Below are 17,882 nucleotides of genomic sequence, written 5' to 3' on the forward strand. Positions count from 1 at the left end.
CCAACAGAGTTTTCAAAGACAATGCGCGCAGAACCTGGCTTGGGTTCTGCGCGCATCCTGTTCACCGTAATTCTGTCAGGGGCGGTTCGACCGCAACAGAACCACTTCAATGCGATTGTTGCGGGGTGCAGTTGCGTCCGGTACTGCGGGGGAGCGGTCACCACTACCGGTGATCCGTGAAATACGCAGCGGATTCAGTCCGCCCGCTTCCAACAATAGCCGCATCTGGCTTGCCCGACTTGTTGAAAGCTCCCAGATCGGATTATCTAGGGCGAGGACGGAACGTGCCTGCAAATGGCCCTTGATCGCCACTTTATTGGTAACGCTCTGGAAAAGGCGCGCAAGAACGCCTGCAATTTGGGCGGCAACGGGGCTTGGGGTCGCGCTGTCAGGTTCAAACAGGGTTGCGTTTGGAAGGTCGAAAATCTCGATCACCAATCCTTCGTCAGTAAGACGTGACACGACATGGCGCAATGCCAGATCAGAGATCATGCTTTCGCCACCTTGCGCAAAGAGAATGGCTTCAAGGTCTTGAAGGGCCGCGACCTCTGCCGCAGCTGCATTGGCATCTTCGTCTGACTCAAAGCGCATGGGTTTCTGGCCAATGGTCGGCTGATTGATACCGGTTCCGCTTTGCGAAAGGTTGTCTTCGGTAAATATATTGTCACCACCGAAAGCGCCTGACCCACCGCCGGAAATCCGGTTGATCGGTATCGTCGGTGAAAAATAGTCAGCAATGCCTTTGCGCTGCTGTTCCGTTGTCGCGTTCAGAAGCCACATCAGCATAAAGAACGCCATCATCGCCGTCACAAAATCAGCGTAGGCAACTTTCCAGGCACCACCATGGTGTCCATCACCACCAGATACTTTCTTGCGCCTGATAATTGTCGGCCCGTTTGATCCGTTAGCCATATTGCCACCTCTTCTTCACCCAAGCAGCCAGATATCGCGCAGGGTGTGAAGAGCAGCTTAAAGAATCAATTTTGGGAAAAATTTCGCGGGAGCAGGTTCAAGAACCCCACTTGCCCAACGTCAGGACAGTTCAGTCGCGATCTCGGCCATCAGAGCAGCACGTTGCGTCCTCAAGGCCAGAAAGGATCGCGTCAAAGCGATAAAGGCCGCACCAAAATCCTGCTGCGCTTCACTCCGTTGCAGGTCAGCTTCGAGTGTGTGCAAATCCATGTCGAGATTGCTTAGCTTGGCCAAATAACCAGCGTAGTTACTATCAGCTCCGAAAGCAGCATCGATTGCCTCCTGTAGTTGGCTCACCTGCTGCGCAATCACGTCGCGTTCTTGCGGGTTCGACGTCATATGCGACCCCAATCTAAGCGATGACATCAATGCAATCACATCCTGTGGAGGCAGCTGAACAAGTAACTCTTTCATTGGGCTTCTTTCAAATATGATCGCCTGACGGGCACGGTTTTGCCGGACATCGCGCGCCACAAGTCGGAAATATGACCCGACATTGGACCAACTGCATGCGCGAGGGTTTTAAGCAGGTGGATCCGCCGGAGTATCTGCACGGGAATATTGGGTTGTGAACAAATAAAAAGCTGATGGAATAAGCCTGAATACTGCAAAAAAATTTCTTGCAGGCTATCTCGCGAAATTGCGTTTCGGTCAGTTTGATAGATCACGCGGTCGAAAGAGCTAACAGTCATCGGGTTCCTTTGCTGTCAGAAACTATACAGCATGGGTAATGTGAACCCTAATCACGCTACGAAGTCAAAAGACCGTTCTTACCTGACCAGCTGATCCTGGCTCATTTGACCATGTGACAGAAGCGACAGGTCGAGGACTTGCTGCAATATGGCACCTTGATGAAAGTCGGGTTGTACTTGCCTGCCTTCCCGGATGGCATCAATAAAGCGTGCGTAGTTTGTTCCAACTGGCGGAGTGTCCACATCTTGCCATGCCTGCGCCTGAAGCTGGTCTTCAAGACAGGCCCGCAACCTGCTTTTTCCCTGTTCAAACCGAACATCGAGGCCACCCTTTGTTCCGTATAGTCGCAATGTCAGATCATTCAGATGCCCACTGGCAAAACGGCTGGCATGAATAACGCCCATTGCCCCATTCTTGAGCGAGAGATGCATCGCCATACTATCATTTGCATCCAGTGCGTATGGGCCGATCTGACCGCCGGGGGCCTTGTCAAAGGTGTGCAGACGGCAGGAAACGCGCGCCACGTCTGAGCCAGCGGCAAATGTGGCGTAGTCCAGAATATGCACGCCCACATCGCCCAGAACGCCCATTGATCCATGCGCCGTCGACAAGCGCCACAGCCATTGGTCTTGCGTGCGCCAATTGCCCCACGCAGCCTGTGTCAGCCAACTTTGCAGATAGGCTGCCTCAAAATGACGCACTTCTCCGATGTCACCGGCCGCGACCATCTCGGCAGCTTTGGCCAAGGCAGGGACATTTCGATAGGACAGATTGACCATATTCGTCACGCCTGCCAGCTGCGCGGCAATCGCCATTTCATTCGCATCTGCATAATTCGTGGCCAGAGGTTTTTCGCACAGGACATGTTTTCCCGCGGCCAGCATCGGCAATGTCGTGCGGGCATGAACGGGGTCGGGGGTGACAATGGATGCGGCGTCGAACTGCCCCCATCCCAGAGCGTCCTCGATTGTTGGAAAACTCTCTTCAATGTTGAATTGGGTGCAGAATGCCTGCAGGTTTGCGCAATTGGGGTCTACGGCTCCGACAACCGTTGCCCCCGACATAGCAGCATAGGCCTGTGCATGGTCGCGGGCCATCGTGCCGGTGCCAACGATCAGAACACGGATCATCGCAGGCCCGCTTCGCCATCTTTGTGCGGGCGCGCGCCCTTTTGCGTCAGCGGTTCAAGCGCCTGATGGGTCGGGACATTTGGTGCCGCATCAACATCCAGAACGCGGGGTGCAGGATTGTGTGCCCAATGGATCGCGTTGCGTAGCACCTGTTGCACGTTGGTGTCATAATAGGTCGGATAGGTTTCATGTCCGGGACGAAAATAGAAAATATTCCCCGCACCGCGCTTGTAGGTCAGGCCAGAGCGGAATACCTCGCCCCCCTGAAACCAACTGATAAAGACAGTTTCCAGCGGTTCCGGCACACCAAAAGGTTCGCCATACATCTCTTCGTTTTCCAGTTCGAAATGATCAGGCAAGCCAACCGCGATCGGATGATTGCGCGACGTGACCCAAAGCCGTTCACGTTCGCCTGCTTCGCGCCATGTCAGGTTGCAGGGCGTGCCCATCAGACGTTTGAAAATCTTGGCGAAATGAGCAGAATGCAACAGGATCAACCCCATGCCCGCATGAACATGGCGGGCCACACGCTCCACTATTGCGTCATCGACATCGCCATGGGCCGCGTGGCCCCACCATAACAACACGTCGGTTTGCGTCAGGCGGTCCTCGGACAGCCCGTGTTCCGGCTCTTGAAGCGTCGCAGTGGTGGCGCTGATACCGGCGCTTTGAACAGACGCCGCAATCGCGCCATGCATGCCATCCGGATAAAGGTCAGCAACAACCTGACTGGTCTGCTCATGAACATTCTCGCCCCAGACAACCGTTCTGATCACCATCTGTGCCCCCAAAGCGCTTTGGCAAGAAATTTGCGCGGTAACGCATCAGAACACAAGCACCGAATTGGCTTTCGCACAGGGACAATTGGCGTAAAAAAAGTCACGTGCCTGTATCTGTCATCCTATCGGCTTGGTCGGCACAGCGAAGTCCTTGTAGAAATGCTGAACGGCAACCTGACCTGCGGGACTATTGGGGACGCAGTCGGCAACTGTATGATGATGTTTCGGGGCTTGGCCTGATCTGGACGTTAGGAGGCAACGGTTTTCTGCTGCGCAAGGCGATGCGGCAGTCCGGGTTTGATCGGGTCATCACGTTACTTCTGGCCAGAGATCGTCTTGTCTATGGCGGATTTAGCGCAGATAGTGCAGTTGTCTGCAATACGCTTGATGGCATTCACCTGATGTCACAGCAAAGGGCGATCAGACCGAACCGATCTGGGAGGGTTCGAAACTTTATCCCCGCCCCATCATTCCGCAATACAAATCAAGCCACCATGAAAGCAAGGCTGCTGATTTGGCCGTGGAAGCACTCCGGGCGCAGGGGCGCGACTTTACTGCGCTTCGGGATGGCGAAGTGGTTGTGATGCGTGACGGGCGAACTGACATCCTGAGGTAGGTCCCGGTTTTGCGCCCGGAAACTGTCAGGTTGTCCAGCGACGGTTTGGCACACTGTCAACCTGCATTTACACTTGCCCGATAGTTAATGTCAGCTTAATCTGACACAATGAGTGTCGCACCCGCCTTACACCATTCCCGCCAAGTCCGGCGCTGGCCCGAGCCACGGGCCGCACTGCGGTTGATCAAACCGGTGACATGGTTTCCGCCGATGTGGGCCTATCTGTGCGGTGTGGTGTCCGCTGGTGTCAGCCCGACTGGCCAATGGTTTTATATTTTCCTTGGTGTGATTTTGGCCGGACCTATCGTGTGTGGCATGTCACAGGCGGCAAACGATTGGTGCGACAGGCATGTCGATGCGATCAACGAACCTGACCGGCCAATTCCATCGGGGCGGATTCCGGGGCGCTGGGGTTTATATATTGCGCTGGCGATGACGGTTTTGTCCCTTTTTGTGGGCTATCAACTCGGGCCTTGGGGCTTTGGCGCGACGCTGCTTGGCGTGGCTGCGGCATGGGCTTATTCGGCGGAACCCGTGCGGGCCAAACGGTCTGGTTGGTGGGGGCCGGGCCTGTGCGGACTGGCCTATGAAAGCCTGCCATGGATCACCGGGGCCGCTGTTGTCAGTGCCGGGGCACCGAGCGTGCAGGTCATCGGCATTTCCTTGCTTTATGGGATTGGTGCGCACGGGATCATGACGCTGAACGATTTCAAGGCAATTGAGGGCGACAGGGCGATGGGCCTGAAGTCCTTGCCCGTCTCTTTGGGACCCGATCGCGCCGCACGTTTGGCCTGCTGGATCATGGCGGTCCCGCAAGCCATCGTGATCGGCCTGCTTTTCTATTGGGACCACATGTTCCACGCGCTTGGCGTCACCGCCATGCTGGCTGTTCAACTGGGCGCGATGCGCGTTCTGCTGCGCGACCCCGAAGGAAAAACACCTTGGTATCAGGGCATGGGCATTCTTTTCTACATCAGCGGTATGATGATCACCGCCACCGCAATCGGAGGCTAACATGACCTTATCATGGTTCCAGATTTTCCGGCTTGGGCTGGTGCAGATGGCGCTGGGTGCCATTGTTGTGCTGACCACATCAACCCTGAACAGATTGATGGTGGTTGAACTGTCACTGCCCGCAATTCTGCCGGGGCTGCTGGTGGGGCTGCATTACGGGATTCAGATGACGCGACCACATTGGGGCTTTGCCTCTGACGCAGGCGGGCAGCGCACGCGCTGGATCATCGGCGGTATGGTTGCACTGGCAGCGGGGGCGTTTTTGGCGGCCTGCGGCGTGCTGGTGCTGGAAAGCACATTTGCGATTGGAATGGCCATTTCGGTCGCAGCCTACGCGCTGATCGGCCTGGGTGTCGGGGCATCGGGCACATCCTTGCTAGCCCTGTTGGCGACGACGACAAAGCCGACAAGACGGGCGGCGGCGGCCACGATCACATGGCTGATGATGATCTTTGGCATTGCCATGACCGCAGGTGTTGTCGGGTCGCTCATCGACCCCTACACACCACAACTGCTGATCAAGATCGTAGGCATCGTGGTTCTGACCGCCGTGGCGCTCACCTGCATCGCCGTCTGGCGGATCGAAGAAAAGCTGGTCGCTGTTCGCGAGGCAGACCCGACACCTTTCCGCGAAGGATTGCATCAGGTCTGGCAAGAACGCAAAGCGCGCAATTTCACAATCTTCGTTTTTCTGTCGATGACGGCCTACTTCATGCAAGAACTGATCCTGGAGCCCTATGCCGGGCTGGTCTTTGCTTTTACACCCGGTCAGTCGACAACCCTGTCCGGGGCGCAGAATGGCGGCGTTTTCATTGGGATGCTGACCGTGGGGATCATGGCGACGGGCCTGAAAATCGGGATGCTGCGAAATTGGGTCATGGCGGGCTGTCTAGGGTCGGCAGCGACGCTGGCGTTGATTGCCACGCTCGGCCCGCTTGGCCCCGGTGCGCCACTGATGCCAGCTGTTGTGGCGCTGGGGTTCTTTAACGGCATGTTTGCGGTCGCCGCCATCGGGTCAATGATGGCGCTGGCTGGCGAAGGACGCGAACAGCGCGAAGGCACGCGCATGGGGCTGTGGGGGGCCGCGCAGGCGATTGCCGCAGGTTTCGGCGGTCTTGTGGGTGCTGGAATGGTGGACCTGTTGCGCCTTGTTGTGTCCGACGTGCAGGCCTTTGGCAGCGTGTTCCTGTTCGAGGCCACTCTGTTCATCGCAGCCACAGCCATGGCCGCAAAAATCATGGACCGCAGATTGCCGTCCGCAACCCTGATACCTGGAGAGTAACAGATGCAATATGATGTTGTTGTTGTGGGCGCAGGGCCGTCGGGTGCCACCGCTGCCGAAGACCTTGCCCGGTCTGGGCATTCCGTAGCGTTTATTGACCGTGACGGGCGGATCAAACCCTGTGGCGGGGCTATACCGCCGCGTTTGATTGCGGATTTCTTTATTCCAGACGAACAGATCGTCGCCAAGGTGAATACGGCGCGGATGATCTCGCCCTCCCAGCGGCACGTCGATATCCCGATTGAAAACGGCTTTGTTGGCATGGTCGATCGCGAACATTTCGACCCGTTCCTGCGTGATCGCGCGGAGCAGGCAGGCGCGCATAGGTATACCGGAACATTCACCAAAATCGAGCGTGACGAAGATGGCACCCACGTCTGCTACCGCGACAAGCTCAGCGGCAATTCAATGCGACTGACTACGAAACTGGTGATTGGCGCTGATGGAGCCCGGTCGAATGTCGCGCGGCAATGCGTACCGGGCGGCGACAGCATTCCTTATGTGATTGCCTATCACGAAATCATCGAAGCCCCCGAACAAACCGAATTCTACAATCCAAAGCGCTGTGATGTGATCTACGACGGCAAGATTTCACCGGACTTTTATGGCTGGATCTTCCCGCACGGCGGGCAAGCCAGCATCGGCATGGGGTCGCTTGTCAAATCTGTTGACGTCAAACAGGCAACCGCTGATTTGCGGGCTGGCGCGGGCCTGTCCGACTGCAAAACAATCCGTCGCGAAGGGGCGCCAATTCCTTTGCAGCCACTGGAACGGTGGGACAATGGACGTGATGTCGTACTGGCGGGTGATGCCGCTGGCGTCGTCGCGCCGTCGTCAGGTGAAGGCATCTATTATGCCATGGTCGGCGGGCGGGTTGCGGCCACCGCAGCGGCGGCCAAGCTGAAAACCGGGCGGGTCAAAGACCTGCAACTGGCGCGCAAGCTGTTCATGCGCGAACATAAACAGGTGTTCAGGGTTTTAGGCGCCATGCAAAACGCCTATTATCGCAGTGACGAACGCCGCGAACGCTTTGTATCGCTTTGCCACGATGTGGACGTACAAAAGCTTACGTTTGAGGCCTATATGAACAAGAAACTGGTAAAGGCCCGACCAATGGCGCACCTGAAAATCGGCATCAAGAATCTTGCCCACCTGACGCGGCTGGTGTCGCCGTTGCGCACATGACAATCATGATCCCGGCCTGGGTCAACGGCAAACTGACGCCCGTGGAAAAACTTGAGGCGCATGTGACGGGCCTCAAACACAAGGCCGTCAGCGTCTTTGTTATGAATAAAGGGCGCGTGCTGATCCAACAGCGCGCGATGGGAAAATACCACACCCCCGGCCTGTGGGCGAACACCTGCTGCACCCATCCCGAGTGGGATGAAAGCCCCGCCGATTGTGCCGTGCGCAGGCTGGATGAAGAGTTGGGTATCACCGGACTTTGCCCCGCCTACCGCGACCAGATTGAATATCGGGCCGACGTTGGCGGCGGCCTGATCGAACATGAGGTGGTAGAGGTGTTTGTCGCCGATGCCCCTGACAATATGCGCGTCAAGATGAACCCCGAAGAGGTCATGGCGACCCGTTGGATTGATTTCTATGACCTGTCCGCCGAAGTGACCCGCCACCCCGACCTCTATACCCCTTGGCTGCGCATCTACATGCAAGAGCATCAGGGGGCGATTTTTGGCGATATGGTGCGGGCAGGCTAACACGCCGAACCTTCCCGCGTGACAGCACCGGTAATCCAGTGTTTATGGTCCCTGATCAGTCAGGGACGGTTTGATGGCACTTTGGATTTTCGGATATGGATCGCTTTTGTGGAACCCCGGTTTCACGCCTGTACAAACAGTCAAAGCGCAATTGCAGGACTACCACCGCAGCTTTTGCATGCTGTCCGTTCATCACCGGGGAACCGAAGAAAACCCCGGACTTGTTCTTGCGCTGGATGCGTCAGTCGGCAGCAAATGCACCGGTCTGGCCCTAAGGGTGCATGAAGGTGAAGAAGAACAAGTGCTGACCTACCTGCGCGAACGCGAATTGATATCATCGGCCTATTATGAAACCACGGTGTGCCTGATCGCGGATCACGGCGAGGCGATCGAGGCGACAACCTACATCATTGACCCCGATCATCGGCAATATTGCCAGTTTGATCTTGAAAAGCAGGCCCGGATGATTGCAGGGGCCGTTGGCGGGCGTGGTCCCAATACAGAGTATCTGTACAATACCGCCGCACACCTGACCGAACTTGGAATCAGGGACAACGATATGGCCTTTTTGGTTGAACGTGTGCGTGCCCTGACAGCAACATGAGCAACCCCGAGAATTTGCTAGGGTTTTTCACAGATCGCCCCTATGGTCCTATGCGGGCAGGGCAATAAGCAAAGATAAGGCGACCCGTGGCAGAAATCAGGGCTCCGAAGGTGCAACCGCAATTCTCGCAACCGATCCGGCAGATCGTTTTTATGCTGATCGTGATTGGCCTTGTTGCGGCTGGTTTATACCTTGGACAGGAACAAATCCTCGCGATTTACAATTCTAACCCCTACCTGAACGGGGTCATTCTGGCTGTCTTTCTGCTGGGTGTGCTGTCGTGCATTAATCAGGCATTCTTGCTGATCAAGTCCGTTCGCTGGATTGAACGGTTTGCCAAGGATGCGGGCGGACATTCCTACAGCACGGCCCCGTCACTGTTGGCCCCGCTTGCCACATTGCTGCGCTCACGAGGGGCGCGCACACAGATTTCGTCGACCTCGGGCCGGTCAATCCTTGATTCCGTGGCCCAGCGGATCGACGAAGATCGCGAAATCACCCGCTATATCGGTAATGTTCTGATATTCCTTGGCCTTCTGGGCACCTTCTATGGCTTGGCAACAACAGTGCCCGCACTTGTTGAAACCATCCGGTCACTCAATCCGGGTACCGACGAAGGCGGCGCGAGCATATTTTCGCGGCTGCAAGCAGGGTTGGAAAGCCAGTTGGGCGGCATGGGCACAGCCTTCTCCAGTTCCTTGCTTGGGCTTGCAGGGTCGCTTGTTGTGGGCCTGTTGGAACTGTTCGCGGGTCACGGCCAAAACCGGTTTTATCGCGAATTGGAAGAGTGGATGTCGACCATCACCCGGGTGGGCATCGACGGTGACGAAGGCGGCATGGGCAGCAGCCCGGCCATGGCCGCATTCGTCGAACAGTTGGGCGAGTTGATCGACACAATCCAGATGAGCATGGGCCAGATCGATCAGGACCGTGAAGAGAACGACAAGCGCTTTGCCGTTATCGCCTCGGCAATCGAAGGCCTTAGCAACAAGAACGACGATGGGACCCGCGATCTTCTTGCACAAGTCGTCGAAGGGCAAAACCGCTTGGTCGCCAAGCTTGAAACAGCGGGCACCGGTGACGGGATCGACGCGGAAAGCCGGATGCGCCTGCGGTCCATTGACGTGCAGATGCTGCGTATTCTTGAGGAAATCACCGCAGGCCGTCAGGAAAGCGTGGGCGATCTGCGGGCCGATCTGGCCCGTCTGGCGAACGCAATCAAGAGCAAGGTCTGATCCATGGCGCTAAGCCGCAGATCATCCAACCGTTTCCAAAACGCGATCTGGCCGGGTTTCGTTGATGCGATGACGGGCCTGTTGCTGGTTCTGATGTTTGTACTCACCATCTTTATGGTAATCCAGTTTGTGCTGCGCGAACAGATCACCGGGCAGGAATCTGAACTGGACGCGCTTGGCGCGCAAATTGCCACGCTGACCGAAACACTGGGCATCGAACGCAATCGCGTACAGGGGCTATCAGCGGATCTTGACCAGTCCATCGCGCTGGCCCAATCGCAGGCGGGCCGGATTGCAACGCTGATTGCGGAACGCGACACCCAGTCCAGCGAACTGGCGCAGGCCCAAAGCCAGATCACCCGGTTCGAGGCGCAGGTTGCGGGGCTCTTGGCAGACCGTGCCGATGCCAACCAGACCATCGCTGGACTTGAGGCCGCACAGGCCGATCTGTTGTCCGAACAGGATGCGCTGAACCTTGCACTGTCCCAGGCCCGGAATGAGATCGACGCAGGCGCCGAAGCCGCCCGTCTGGCCGCCGCGCGCCGCGAGGCGCTTGAAGCGCTCGTCACAGATCTTGAAACAAAGAACAGCGAAAGCGCCGCCCAAATCTCGGCGCTGGAAGCAGACCGTCTTGTTGATGCTGCCGCCGCAGAAGCCTTGCGCGAACGGCTTGCCAATGCCGATACCGAACTGACCGCGATGACCCTGAACCTCGAAGCGCAGCGCAAAGAGGCAGAAGACACACTAACCTTGCTTGCCGCTGCACGCAGCGCCCGCGAACAGTTGGCTACTGAGTTGGATGCCTTGCAGACCGCACAGGCTCAAGTGACCGCAAACCTGTCGCAGGAAGAAGCCGAAAGGCGCGCTGCCGAGGCCGAAAGACGCGCCGCCGAGGCCGCCGCTGCCCGCGCCGCATCCGAGAATGCCGACCTGAACGATCAATTGGCCGACGCGCTTGCCGCACTGAACCGGGCGCAAACCAACGAAACCCTTCAATCAACACAAGCCGAAAGGCAAGCAGCGCTTCTGGATCAGGCCAACAGCGCGCTTGCGCAGGAACAGGCACTTTCTGCGCAAAGCCAGCGTCAGGTGGCCCTGCTGAACGAACAGGTCACGGAATTGCGCAACCAAGTAGGCAATCTGCAATCTCTGCTGAACCTCGCTGAAGAAACTGACCGCGAAGCACAGGTTCAGATCGAAACACTGGGGGCGCAGTTGAACACAGCACTCGCCCGCGTCGTTTCAGAGGAACGCCAGCGCCGCGCGCTTGAAGAGGCCGAGCGGATCAGGCTTGAAGAGGAAGCCGCACGGTTGGCGCAAGAGGCTGAAATACTTGCTGCCGAAGCGCAGGATCTTGCCCGTTTCAAGTCAGACTTCTTTGGCCAGTTGCGCGAAGTTCTGGAAGGCCAGGACAGAGTCCGCGTCGAAGGCGACCGGTTTGTTTTCTCGTCCGAGGTTCTGTTCGAACCCGGTCAGGCCCGATTGTCCGCATCCGGTGAGGCAGAGATCGCCAATATCGCCGATATCCTGCGCAGCATCGCTGATGATATCCCACCCGGCATTGACTGGGTGATCCGCGTGGATGGCCACACCGACGACATCCCTGTCGGGCGCAGTTCGCGCTTTGCAGACAATTGGGAACTTAGTCAGGCGCGCGCTTTGTCGGTCGTGCGCTATATGTCCCAAGACCTTGGCATTCCGCCCCAGCGGCTCGCGGCTAACGGGTTCGGAGAGTTTCAGCCGATCAACCCCGCCGACACCCCCGAAGCGCGCGCACAAAACAGGCGGATCGAGTTAAAGCTTACGGAACGCTAGCCTACTCGCAGCCAATCAGAGCATTGCCTGATCCCTTCAGCGGCACCAGTGGGTTGCCACCTTGCGTGTCAATCACTTCGACCCAGCGGCCAGCCCGCAACGACCGCACCAGCGCCGAAAACTTCTGGCGGCTTGCTTCGGTGCCCGCTTTGTACGTGCCCGCAACGAATGGAAGCTGCACTAAAGAACTTTCATCATAGTCGAATATGAAACGGATCGTTCCCGTCGGTTTGCGGCCCTGATGCGCTACAGTAACGGAACTGGTCAACCCCGATGCAGCGGTCGCGCAATTGACGCCCAGATAGATACCGTCATGTTGGATCGCCGCAATGCGGACGCCCTGCCCGTCTTGGCCGACCCATTGGTCAGCGGCGGAAAGTGATGGCGCAGCCGCGCAGGCCGCGCAAAGCAGGATGGTTTTGAACATGAAGTGCTTCCTCAATCAGGCGATGCCAAGTTTCTTGGTCATTCATTTCCCGCGAGGATAGGCTGACAAACGGCCCTTGCAAAGCCCGCATCTTGTCATAGCTCACTGCGGACCTGCGCAAGGTTCGCGCGAACTTCCGGCACGTCCGGCGCAATTGACCGAGCGCGCGACAATGCCTGCCGGGCACCGCGTAAATCGCCTTGGGCGTAACGGGCATTGCCCAACCCGAAATACCACAGCCAGCTGTCCGGCCAGCGCGCGGCACCTGTCTGATAGAGCACCGCGGCGGCGGCAAACGCGTCAACACGTTCCAGAGCGGCTGCCGCTTGCAGAATCTCAATTTCTGAGCCGCTGGCCGGCAGCCTATCGGGTGGCAGCACCACGAGCCCCCAATAGTCACCCCGCGCCCAAGTGCGGTCAAACAGGGCAAATGGCATGACCATCTGGTCCTGCTGACCAGAGTTCAGGAACACGGCATCACGGTCGAAATCATAGGCCGTCACAACGCCATAATGCCACACCGGGGCAAATCCCAAACCAAGGTTCTGGAATACGATCACCGGATGGCCGGCTGCGATCTCGGCCAGCAAATCATCATAGTTGTGCAAGGTCATCGCCAACTGCCCGCTGCGGCGCGCGCTGCCGATCATGTCAGCCAGATAGGTCCCGCCCGCGCCGGGGCTAAAGGCAAGGGCGGCAATATCGTCCTGCGTAACATCAGAACCAGCCCATTGCATGACCATGGCAAGGGAAGCAGGGCCGCAAAAAAAGGCCTCTTGTTCGATCAGAGGCACATCCGGCACAAAAGCGCGGGTCGGCACATCGACAGACAGCCGTGCATCCCGGTCGAAAGGAACAGCGCACCCGGCCAGCCAACCCAGGGCCAGCAAGCAGAATAGGCGATAGATCAGCGCACGCAGCGGGTGAAGTTGAAGAACCGCGTCAGGCACAGGATATCCGTCACCAGCAAGACGATAAATACCGTGAACAGGATGCCGATAATATCGGCGCCTGCATTGTCTTTTTCCATCTGCGCCAAAATACTGGCCACTTCGGCGTCAGACAGCGCGGCCAAACGGGCCTCTGCCTCGGCGGGGTCAACGCCTAGCGCGACAATCTCGGCACGCACATCTTCGCGCTGCAATTCGCCCATCAGGAAAGAGCGGTCGCTGTGTTGCGCATATTTGTTGATCGCAGCTTCTGTGCCGAGCATTTCAGCCTGCGCCATCGTCACCGCCTGTGTCGCAAGAACCAGCTGCGCCGAAAGGGCGATTGCAACGCCCCGTTTTGTCAAATTCAGAATACCCATGGAATTTCCCTTCTCATTGAGCGTCTTTAGCACACAGTTTCAGGTAAAGGCCGCATCGGCGCAACATGGCGCTGCAAAACTGTCTGGCGGGCTACAGACCGGTGAGGATGATCTGCAACACCTGAATGCCGACAAGTACCACAATCGGTGACAAATCAACACCGCCAAGGTCGGGCATAAACCGCCGGATACGGCTGTAAAGCGGATCAAGAATCCGTTCCAGCGTGTACCACACCTGCCCCACAAATTCCTGCCGCACGTTCAGCACTTCGAACCGGATCAGCCAGCTCATGATGAAATGCGCGATGACAAAGAACCAAACCACGCTGAGCAGATACAGCAAGATGGTGATAAGAATGCCCATTGTTGACCCTATTTTGTAATTGCACGCATGACCTAAGCGTTCGCACGCATTGTAACAAGCCCCGCCTTGCCCTGAGGTTAAAGTTGACCCTTGGGCCAATCTGACCCATGTGCCCGCAACAACGCATAGAGGCCCATGTCATGTTTCCCATTGTCCGCCTGATCAAAGAATTCGTGGTCCACCGCAACGCACCGGATTTGCCGGGCATTGGCACCCATATCTCGCATCATCGCTGCTGGCCGCAGGACCTTGATATGTTTTTGGAAATGAACAACGGGCGCATTTTGACCATTCTGGATCTTGGCCGCTTTGTATTGGCCAAGCGCGTCGGGCTGGTAGCCGCGATGCGCAGGAATGGCTGGGGTTTGACGGTCGCGGGGTCGTCGGTCATGTATCGCAAACGCATCCGGCCCCTTGTGCGGTTTCGGATCGAAAGCCGCGCGATTGGCTGGGACGACAAGTTTTTCTACATCATGCAATCAATCTGGATCGGCGATATTTGCGCTGTACAGGCCCTGTTTCGCACGGCGTTGACGGATAAAAACGGCATAGTGAAGCCCAAGCGTGCCTTTGCCGATGTCGGATTCGACGAGGTGCCGCCAGAATTACCCATGTGGGTGCAAAACTGGATTGCGGCCGAAAAGACCCGGCCATGGCCGCCTGAACGCATGGGCTAAACCTTTGCTTGCGTCTTTCCTGCGGAAAAGTGTCTATTGCACCAACAAAAGCAGGGACAGGCAATGACAAGCAGCAAGAAACGCATTTGGGGGTGGATGGCCTTTGATTGGGCAGCACAACCTTTCTATACGCTTGGGCTGACCTTTATCTTTGGCCCCTATTTCGCTGCCGTCGCTGCCGAGTATTATCTGGGAACGGGGTTGGATAGCGGTGCAGCAAAAGCACAGGCGCAATCCATCTGGTCGGCGGGGCAGACAATCGCTGGCCTGTTCATTGCCTTTTCTGCCCCATTTCTGGGCGCCTTTGCCGATAATTCCGGGCGCAAGATGCCGTGGATCATCTTCTTTTCGATCATCTACGTTATCACGACCTTTATGCTTTGGGGGCTGACGCCGGACGGGGCTGGGCTCTTCTGGGCGCTGATCCTGTTCTATGTAGGTTTTGTTGCGGCCGAAAGCGGGCTGAACTTCGTGAACGCGATCCTGCCGTCGTTGGGCAGCGATGAAGAGGTCGGGCGCATTTCCGGCTCGGCTGCTGCATTTGGCTATTGGGGGGGGGTGACGGCCCTTTTCTTCATGCTTTTGCTGATGGCCGAAAACGAACAGGGTGTGACCCTGCTCGGGAATCCGCCGCTTTTCGGGCTGGACCCCGACTTGCGCGAAGGGACACGGTCCGTCGGGCCATTCATTGCAATCTGGTATGCGATTTTTATCATCCCGTTCTTTTTGTGGGTGCGCGACACGCCACCGGCGCAGCCGAAATCCACCAGTCTGGGGGCGGTTGCCCGCGACCTTGGGGCGACGCTACGCTCGGTCTTTCGGCGCAAGAGCCTGCGCAGTTTTCTGATCGGTTCGATGCTCTATCGTGATGCGTTGAATGCGCTTTATGCATTTGGTGGCGTATATGCCGCACTTGTGCTGGACTGGCAGACCATCCAGATCGGCGTGTTCGGCATTATCGCGGCCATTGCCGCCGCCATCACAACGTGGATTGCCGGACTGGCCGATCAACGCTATGGACCCAAGCCCGTTATCATCACGATGGTTTGGGTGCTGATTGCTGTTTCGGCGATCATCATTGGCATGTCGCGCGAACAGTTTTTCGGTATTCCCTTGGCCGAGGGGTCCAAACTGCCTGACATCATCTTCTATCTCTGTGGCATGGCCATTGGTGGGGCCGGTGGCTCTGTCTATACCGCCTCACGCTCCATGATGGTCCGCCATACCCACCCCGAACGGCCGGCCGAGGCATTTGGCCTATTTGCGCTTTCCGGCAAGGCAACGGCCTTTTTGGCTCCTGCTCTTATCACTTTGTTTACCATATTGACCGGAAATACACAGTTAGGGTTCCTGCCTGTGCTTATCCTTTTCCTGACGGGTCTTTTCTTGTTACGGTGGGTCAACAAAAACGGAGATCGTGCAGAATGGTCCGATATATAGCAGGTATTTTCTTAGCCCTCAGCCTTGCCGCTTGCCAGTCAGAGGCTCCGCCGCAGGTTTCACTGGCCAGCCAGAACGCAAATGACACGCGGGTGGCAAAAACGCTTTTCGGGGCGATGCCAAGCGGGTCAATCCAAAGCCCGGAATCGCTTGGGGGCTATGCGCGCGGCTGTCAGGCGGGCGCAGTGCAACTGCCTGAAACAGGCCCCACATGGCAAGCGATGCGTCTGTCGCGCAATCGCAACTGGGCGCAACCCGTCACCGTTGATTATGTGCAGGACCTGAGCCGTTTTGCCGCCACCCAACCCGGTTGGGAAGGGCTTTACATCGGCGACATGAGCCAGCCGCGCGGCGGGCCCATGCTGACCGGACACCGCAGCCACCAGACCGGACTTGATATCGACGTCTGGATGCTGCCGCCCAAGAGGTTGGACCTGACACGTCAGGAGCGCGAAGAAATTTCTTCGATCTCCATGCGCCGCAATGCGGGGGCCTTTATCAACGACAAATGGACACCCCAGCACGAGGCTGTCATGAAAGCGGCCGCATCTGACCCAAGGGTCGCGCGGATTTTCGTCTTTCCCGGCGCGAAAGTCGCAATGTGCAAATCAGCCACAGGCGACCGCAGCTGGTTGCGCAAAATCAGACCATGGTGGGGCCATCACTATCACTTTCATGTGCGGCTGAACTGCCCTGCCGGTGACGCTGGTTGTACAGATCAGGCACCGCCCCCCGCTGGCGATGGCTGCGCAGAAGCGCAGGGCTGGGTCGACCGTATCCTGAATCCGCCGCCGCCGGACCCGAATGCGCCGCCGCCCAGTCCAAGAAGAGAACTGACAATGGCCAATCTACCCGGCCAGTGCCTCGGGGTGTTGAACGCCAACTGAATGCGGATCATTTGCTGCCTTTTCGCCTTGCTTTGGGCAAATGCCGCCTGCGCAGAGGCCACTTTTGTCAGCGCCTATCGCTGGTTCGAAGAGGGCGATCTTTTCGGGGGCTTTTCGGGCATTGAAGTGTTTGACGGCGGACAGCGTTTTATGACCATCAGCGACAGGGGAACCTTTGTCAGCGGTGAATTTCTGCGCACCAACGGGGAAATCACCGGCATTTCCGCCGATCCCGCCCTGCCCATACAGACCGATCTTGACCCCGCCGACAGTCTGGACGCCGAAGGGATTGCAATTGGTTCGCAAGGCACCGTTTATGTGTCATTCGAGTTTCGCCACGGGGTGCGGGCCTTTGCGGATTTGCACAATATCGGCGGGCCACTGCTTGCGTCACCGGCCTTTTTGACGATGCAAACCAATTCATCGCTTGAAGCGCTGGCAATCGGCCCTGATGGCGCACTTTATACCCTGCCCGAACGGTCGGGGCGGGCGACGCGGCCGTTTCCTGTCTACCGCTTTGCGGATGGCCAATGGTCGACACCTTTTTCAATCCCCCGCAAAGGCGCGTTCCTGATCGTTGGTGCCGATATCGGGCCTGACGGGTTGCTCTATCTGCTGGAACGGGATTTCACAGGTATCGGATTTCGCAGTCGGGTGCGCCGGTTTGACCTGACCGGCGGGGCCGAAGAACTGATCCTGCAAACAGGGATCGGCATGCACGACAATCTGGAAGGGATCAGCGTCTGGCAGGCGCCCGACGGGCTGCGCCTGACGATGGTTTCGGATGATAATTTCAGGTTTTTGCAACGCACAGAAATCGTTGAATATAGATTGACCAGCCACTGACAGGACGCTAAAGCGACGCGTCCCCGGATGATCCGGCGGGCCAAGTGCCGCACCCTTGCCAAAACGGACCTAATCTT

19 protein-coding genes are annotated in these 17,882 nt (G+C 57.4%); 11 read left to right on the plus strand and 8 right to left on the minus strand.

Annotated features, from left to right (window positions below):
* Positions 1 to 75: 75 nt before the first annotated feature.
* From C8N45_RS18550 to C8N45_RS18570, 4 genes are all read right to left on the minus strand, one after another.
* Complete coding sequence (locus tag C8N45_RS18550; RefSeq protein ID WP_108387744.1) at positions 76 to 912, minus strand: flagellar motor protein MotB; 837 nt, start codon at positions 910 to 912, stop codon at positions 76 to 78.
* Between the two features lie 120 nt (positions 913 to 1,032).
* Positions 1,033 to 1,386, minus strand: coding sequence for a hypothetical protein (locus tag C8N45_RS18555; RefSeq protein ID WP_108387745.1), 354 nt, complete (start codon positions 1,384 to 1,386; stop codon positions 1,033 to 1,035).
* Between the two features lie 356 nt (positions 1,387 to 1,742).
* Positions 1,743 to 2,795: a Gfo/Idh/MocA family protein gene (locus tag C8N45_RS18565; protein WP_181868959.1), complete on the minus strand. Its 1,053-nt coding sequence runs from the start codon at positions 2,793 to 2,795 to the stop codon at positions 1,743 to 1,745.
* On the minus strand, positions 2,792 to 3,574 hold the full coding sequence (locus C8N45_RS18570) for a ThuA domain-containing protein (protein ID WP_108387747.1): 783 nt from the start codon (positions 3,572 to 3,574) through the stop codon (positions 2,792 to 2,794). The genes C8N45_RS18565 and C8N45_RS18570 overlap by 4 nt, the downstream gene beginning before the upstream one ends.
* A 724-nt stretch (positions 3,575 to 4,298) precedes the next feature.
* Between C8N45_RS18570 and chlG the strand changes: the two genes are divergently transcribed.
* The 7 genes from chlG to C8N45_RS18610 all read left to right on the plus strand — a co-directional run bounded on the left by chlG (position 4,299) and on the right by C8N45_RS18610 (position 11,855).
* On the plus strand, positions 4,299 to 5,204 hold the full coding sequence (gene chlG / locus C8N45_RS18580) for a chlorophyll synthase ChlG (protein WP_108387749.1): 906 nt from the start codon (positions 4,299 to 4,301) through the stop codon (positions 5,202 to 5,204).
* Position 5,205: 1 nt separating this feature from the next.
* Positions 5,206 to 6,486, plus strand: a complete 1,281-nt coding sequence (locus C8N45_RS18585; RefSeq protein ID WP_108387750.1) for a BCD family MFS transporter — start codon at positions 5,206 to 5,208, stop codon at positions 6,484 to 6,486.
* 3 nt (positions 6,487 to 6,489) lie between these two features.
* Positions 6,490 to 7,671, plus strand: a complete 1,182-nt coding sequence (locus tag C8N45_RS18590; protein WP_108387751.1) for a geranylgeranyl diphosphate reductase — start codon at positions 6,490 to 6,492, stop codon at positions 7,669 to 7,671.
* A complete protein-coding gene (gene idi / locus C8N45_RS18595; protein WP_108387752.1) occupies positions 7,668 to 8,201 on the plus strand; it encodes an isopentenyl-diphosphate Delta-isomerase in 534 nt (177 codons plus the stop codon). The genes C8N45_RS18590 and idi overlap by 4 nt, the downstream gene beginning before the upstream one ends.
* Before the next feature lie 73 nt (positions 8,202 to 8,274).
* On the plus strand, positions 8,275 to 8,805 hold the full coding sequence (locus tag C8N45_RS18600) for a gamma-glutamylcyclotransferase (protein ID WP_108387753.1): 531 nt from the start codon (positions 8,275 to 8,277) through the stop codon (positions 8,803 to 8,805).
* Positions 8,806 to 8,957: 152 nt separating this feature from the next.
* Entirely contained in the window at positions 8,958 to 10,040 is a 1,083-nt protein-coding gene (locus C8N45_RS18605; protein ID WP_108387853.1) for a biopolymer transporter ExbB, read from the plus strand.
* A 3-nt stretch (positions 10,041 to 10,043) separates the two neighbouring features.
* Positions 10,044 to 11,855 (plus strand): peptidoglycan -binding protein, encoded by a 1,812-nt coding sequence (locus C8N45_RS18610; RefSeq protein ID WP_108387754.1) that lies wholly within the window; start codon positions 10,044 to 10,046, stop codon positions 11,853 to 11,855.
* A 1-nt stretch (position 11,856) separates the two neighbouring features.
* On the opposite strand, the gene C8N45_RS18615 is transcribed toward C8N45_RS18610, so the two are convergent.
* The 4 genes from C8N45_RS18615 to C8N45_RS18630 form a co-directional block, all read right to left on the minus strand.
* On the minus strand, positions 11,857 to 12,282 hold the full coding sequence (locus C8N45_RS18615; protein ID WP_108387755.1) for a YfjT/YkfB family phage-associated protein: 426 nt from the start codon (positions 12,280 to 12,282) through the stop codon (positions 11,857 to 11,859).
* 95 nt (positions 12,283 to 12,377) lie between these two features.
* Positions 12,378 to 13,232, minus strand: a complete 855-nt coding sequence (locus tag C8N45_RS18620; protein WP_245882746.1) for a PA2778 family cysteine peptidase — start codon at positions 13,230 to 13,232, stop codon at positions 12,378 to 12,380.
* Entirely contained in the window at positions 13,190 to 13,591 is a 402-nt protein-coding gene (locus C8N45_RS18625; protein WP_108387756.1) for a PA2779 family protein, read from the minus strand. Before C8N45_RS18625 ends, C8N45_RS18620 begins: the two co-directional genes overlap by 43 nt.
* A 91-nt stretch (positions 13,592 to 13,682) precedes the next feature.
* Positions 13,683 to 13,955: a YggT family protein gene (locus C8N45_RS18630; protein ID WP_108387757.1), complete on the minus strand. Its 273-nt coding sequence runs from the start codon at positions 13,953 to 13,955 to the stop codon at positions 13,683 to 13,685.
* Positions 13,956 to 14,095: 140 nt separating this feature from the next.
* Between C8N45_RS18630 and C8N45_RS18635 the strand changes: the two genes are divergently transcribed.
* The 4 genes from C8N45_RS18635 to C8N45_RS18650 all read left to right on the plus strand — a co-directional run bounded on the left by C8N45_RS18635 (position 14,096) and on the right by C8N45_RS18650 (position 17,805).
* The gene (locus C8N45_RS18635) at positions 14,096 to 14,632 is read left to right on the plus strand and encodes an acyl-CoA thioesterase (protein ID WP_108387758.1); all 537 of its coding nucleotides are present in this window, start codon (positions 14,096 to 14,098) and stop codon (positions 14,630 to 14,632) included.
* A gap of 63 nt (positions 14,633 to 14,695) precedes the next feature.
* Positions 14,696 to 16,072 (plus strand): MFS transporter, encoded by a 1,377-nt coding sequence (locus C8N45_RS18640; RefSeq protein ID WP_108387759.1) that lies wholly within the window; start codon positions 14,696 to 14,698, stop codon positions 16,070 to 16,072.
* A complete protein-coding gene (gene mepA / locus C8N45_RS18645; protein WP_108387760.1) occupies positions 16,057 to 16,959 on the plus strand; it encodes a penicillin-insensitive murein endopeptidase in 903 nt (300 codons plus the stop codon). Before C8N45_RS18640 ends, mepA begins: the two co-directional genes overlap by 16 nt.
* Positions 16,960 to 17,805 (plus strand): esterase-like activity of phytase family protein, encoded by an 846-nt coding sequence (locus C8N45_RS18650; protein WP_108387761.1) that lies wholly within the window; start codon positions 16,960 to 16,962, stop codon positions 17,803 to 17,805. It begins immediately after the preceding gene.
* Positions 17,806 to 17,882: the final 77 nt, after the last annotated feature.

This window comes from Yoonia sediminilitoris, assembly GCF_003058085.1.
GTDB classification, from domain to species: Bacteria; Pseudomonadota; Alphaproteobacteria; order Rhodobacterales; family Rhodobacteraceae; genus Yoonia; species Yoonia sediminilitoris.

Excerpts from the sequence above, each read along its gene's own strand:
- C8N45_RS18615 (WP_108387755.1), bottom strand. The coding sequence starts at position 12,282 with ATGTTCAAAACCATCCTGCTTTGCGCGGCCTGCGCGGCTGCGCCATCA.
- chlG (WP_108387749.1), top strand. The coding sequence starts at position 4,299 with ATGAGTGTCGCACCCGCCTTACACCATTCCCGCCAAGTCCGGCGCTGG.
- C8N45_RS18600 (WP_108387753.1), top strand. The coding sequence starts at position 8,275 with ATGGCACTTTGGATTTTCGGATATGGATCGCTTTTGTGGAACCCCGGT.
- C8N45_RS18640 (WP_108387759.1), top strand. The coding sequence starts at position 14,696 with ATGACAAGCAGCAAGAAACGCATTTGGGGGTGGATGGCCTTTGATTGG.
- C8N45_RS18605 (WP_108387853.1), top strand. The coding sequence starts at position 8,958 with ATGCTGATCGTGATTGGCCTTGTTGCGGCTGGTTTATACCTTGGACAG.
- C8N45_RS18570 (WP_108387747.1), bottom strand. The coding sequence starts at position 3,574 with ATGGTGATCAGAACGGTTGTCTGGGGCGAGAATGTTCATGAGCAGACC.
- C8N45_RS18550 (WP_108387744.1), bottom strand. The coding sequence starts at position 912 with ATGGCTAACGGATCAAACGGGCCGACAATTATCAGGCGCAAGAAAGTA.
- C8N45_RS18585 (WP_108387750.1), top strand. The coding sequence starts at position 5,206 with ATGACCTTATCATGGTTCCAGATTTTCCGGCTTGGGCTGGTGCAGATG.
- C8N45_RS18650 (WP_108387761.1), top strand. The coding sequence starts at position 16,960 with ATGCGGATCATTTGCTGCCTTTTCGCCTTGCTTTGGGCAAATGCCGCC.
- C8N45_RS18630 (WP_108387757.1), bottom strand. The coding sequence starts at position 13,955 with ATGGGCATTCTTATCACCATCTTGCTGTATCTGCTCAGCGTGGTTTGG.
- C8N45_RS18565 (WP_181868959.1), bottom strand. The coding sequence starts at position 2,795 with ATGATCCGTGTTCTGATCGTTGGCACCGGCACGATGGCCCGCGACCAT.
- C8N45_RS18555 (WP_108387745.1), bottom strand. The coding sequence starts at position 1,386 with ATGAAAGAGTTACTTGTTCAGCTGCCTCCACAGGATGTGATTGCATTG.
- C8N45_RS18610 (WP_108387754.1), top strand. The coding sequence starts at position 10,044 with ATGGCGCTAAGCCGCAGATCATCCAACCGTTTCCAAAACGCGATCTGG.
- C8N45_RS18635 (WP_108387758.1), top strand. The coding sequence starts at position 14,096 with ATGTTTCCCATTGTCCGCCTGATCAAAGAATTCGTGGTCCACCGCAAC.
- C8N45_RS18625 (WP_108387756.1), bottom strand. The coding sequence starts at position 13,591 with ATGGGTATTCTGAATTTGACAAAACGGGGCGTTGCAATCGCCCTTTCG.
- idi (WP_108387752.1), top strand. The coding sequence starts at position 7,668 with ATGACAATCATGATCCCGGCCTGGGTCAACGGCAAACTGACGCCCGTG.
- C8N45_RS18590 (WP_108387751.1), top strand. The coding sequence starts at position 6,490 with ATGCAATATGATGTTGTTGTTGTGGGCGCAGGGCCGTCGGGTGCCACC.
- mepA (WP_108387760.1), top strand. The coding sequence starts at position 16,057 with ATGGTCCGATATATAGCAGGTATTTTCTTAGCCCTCAGCCTTGCCGCT.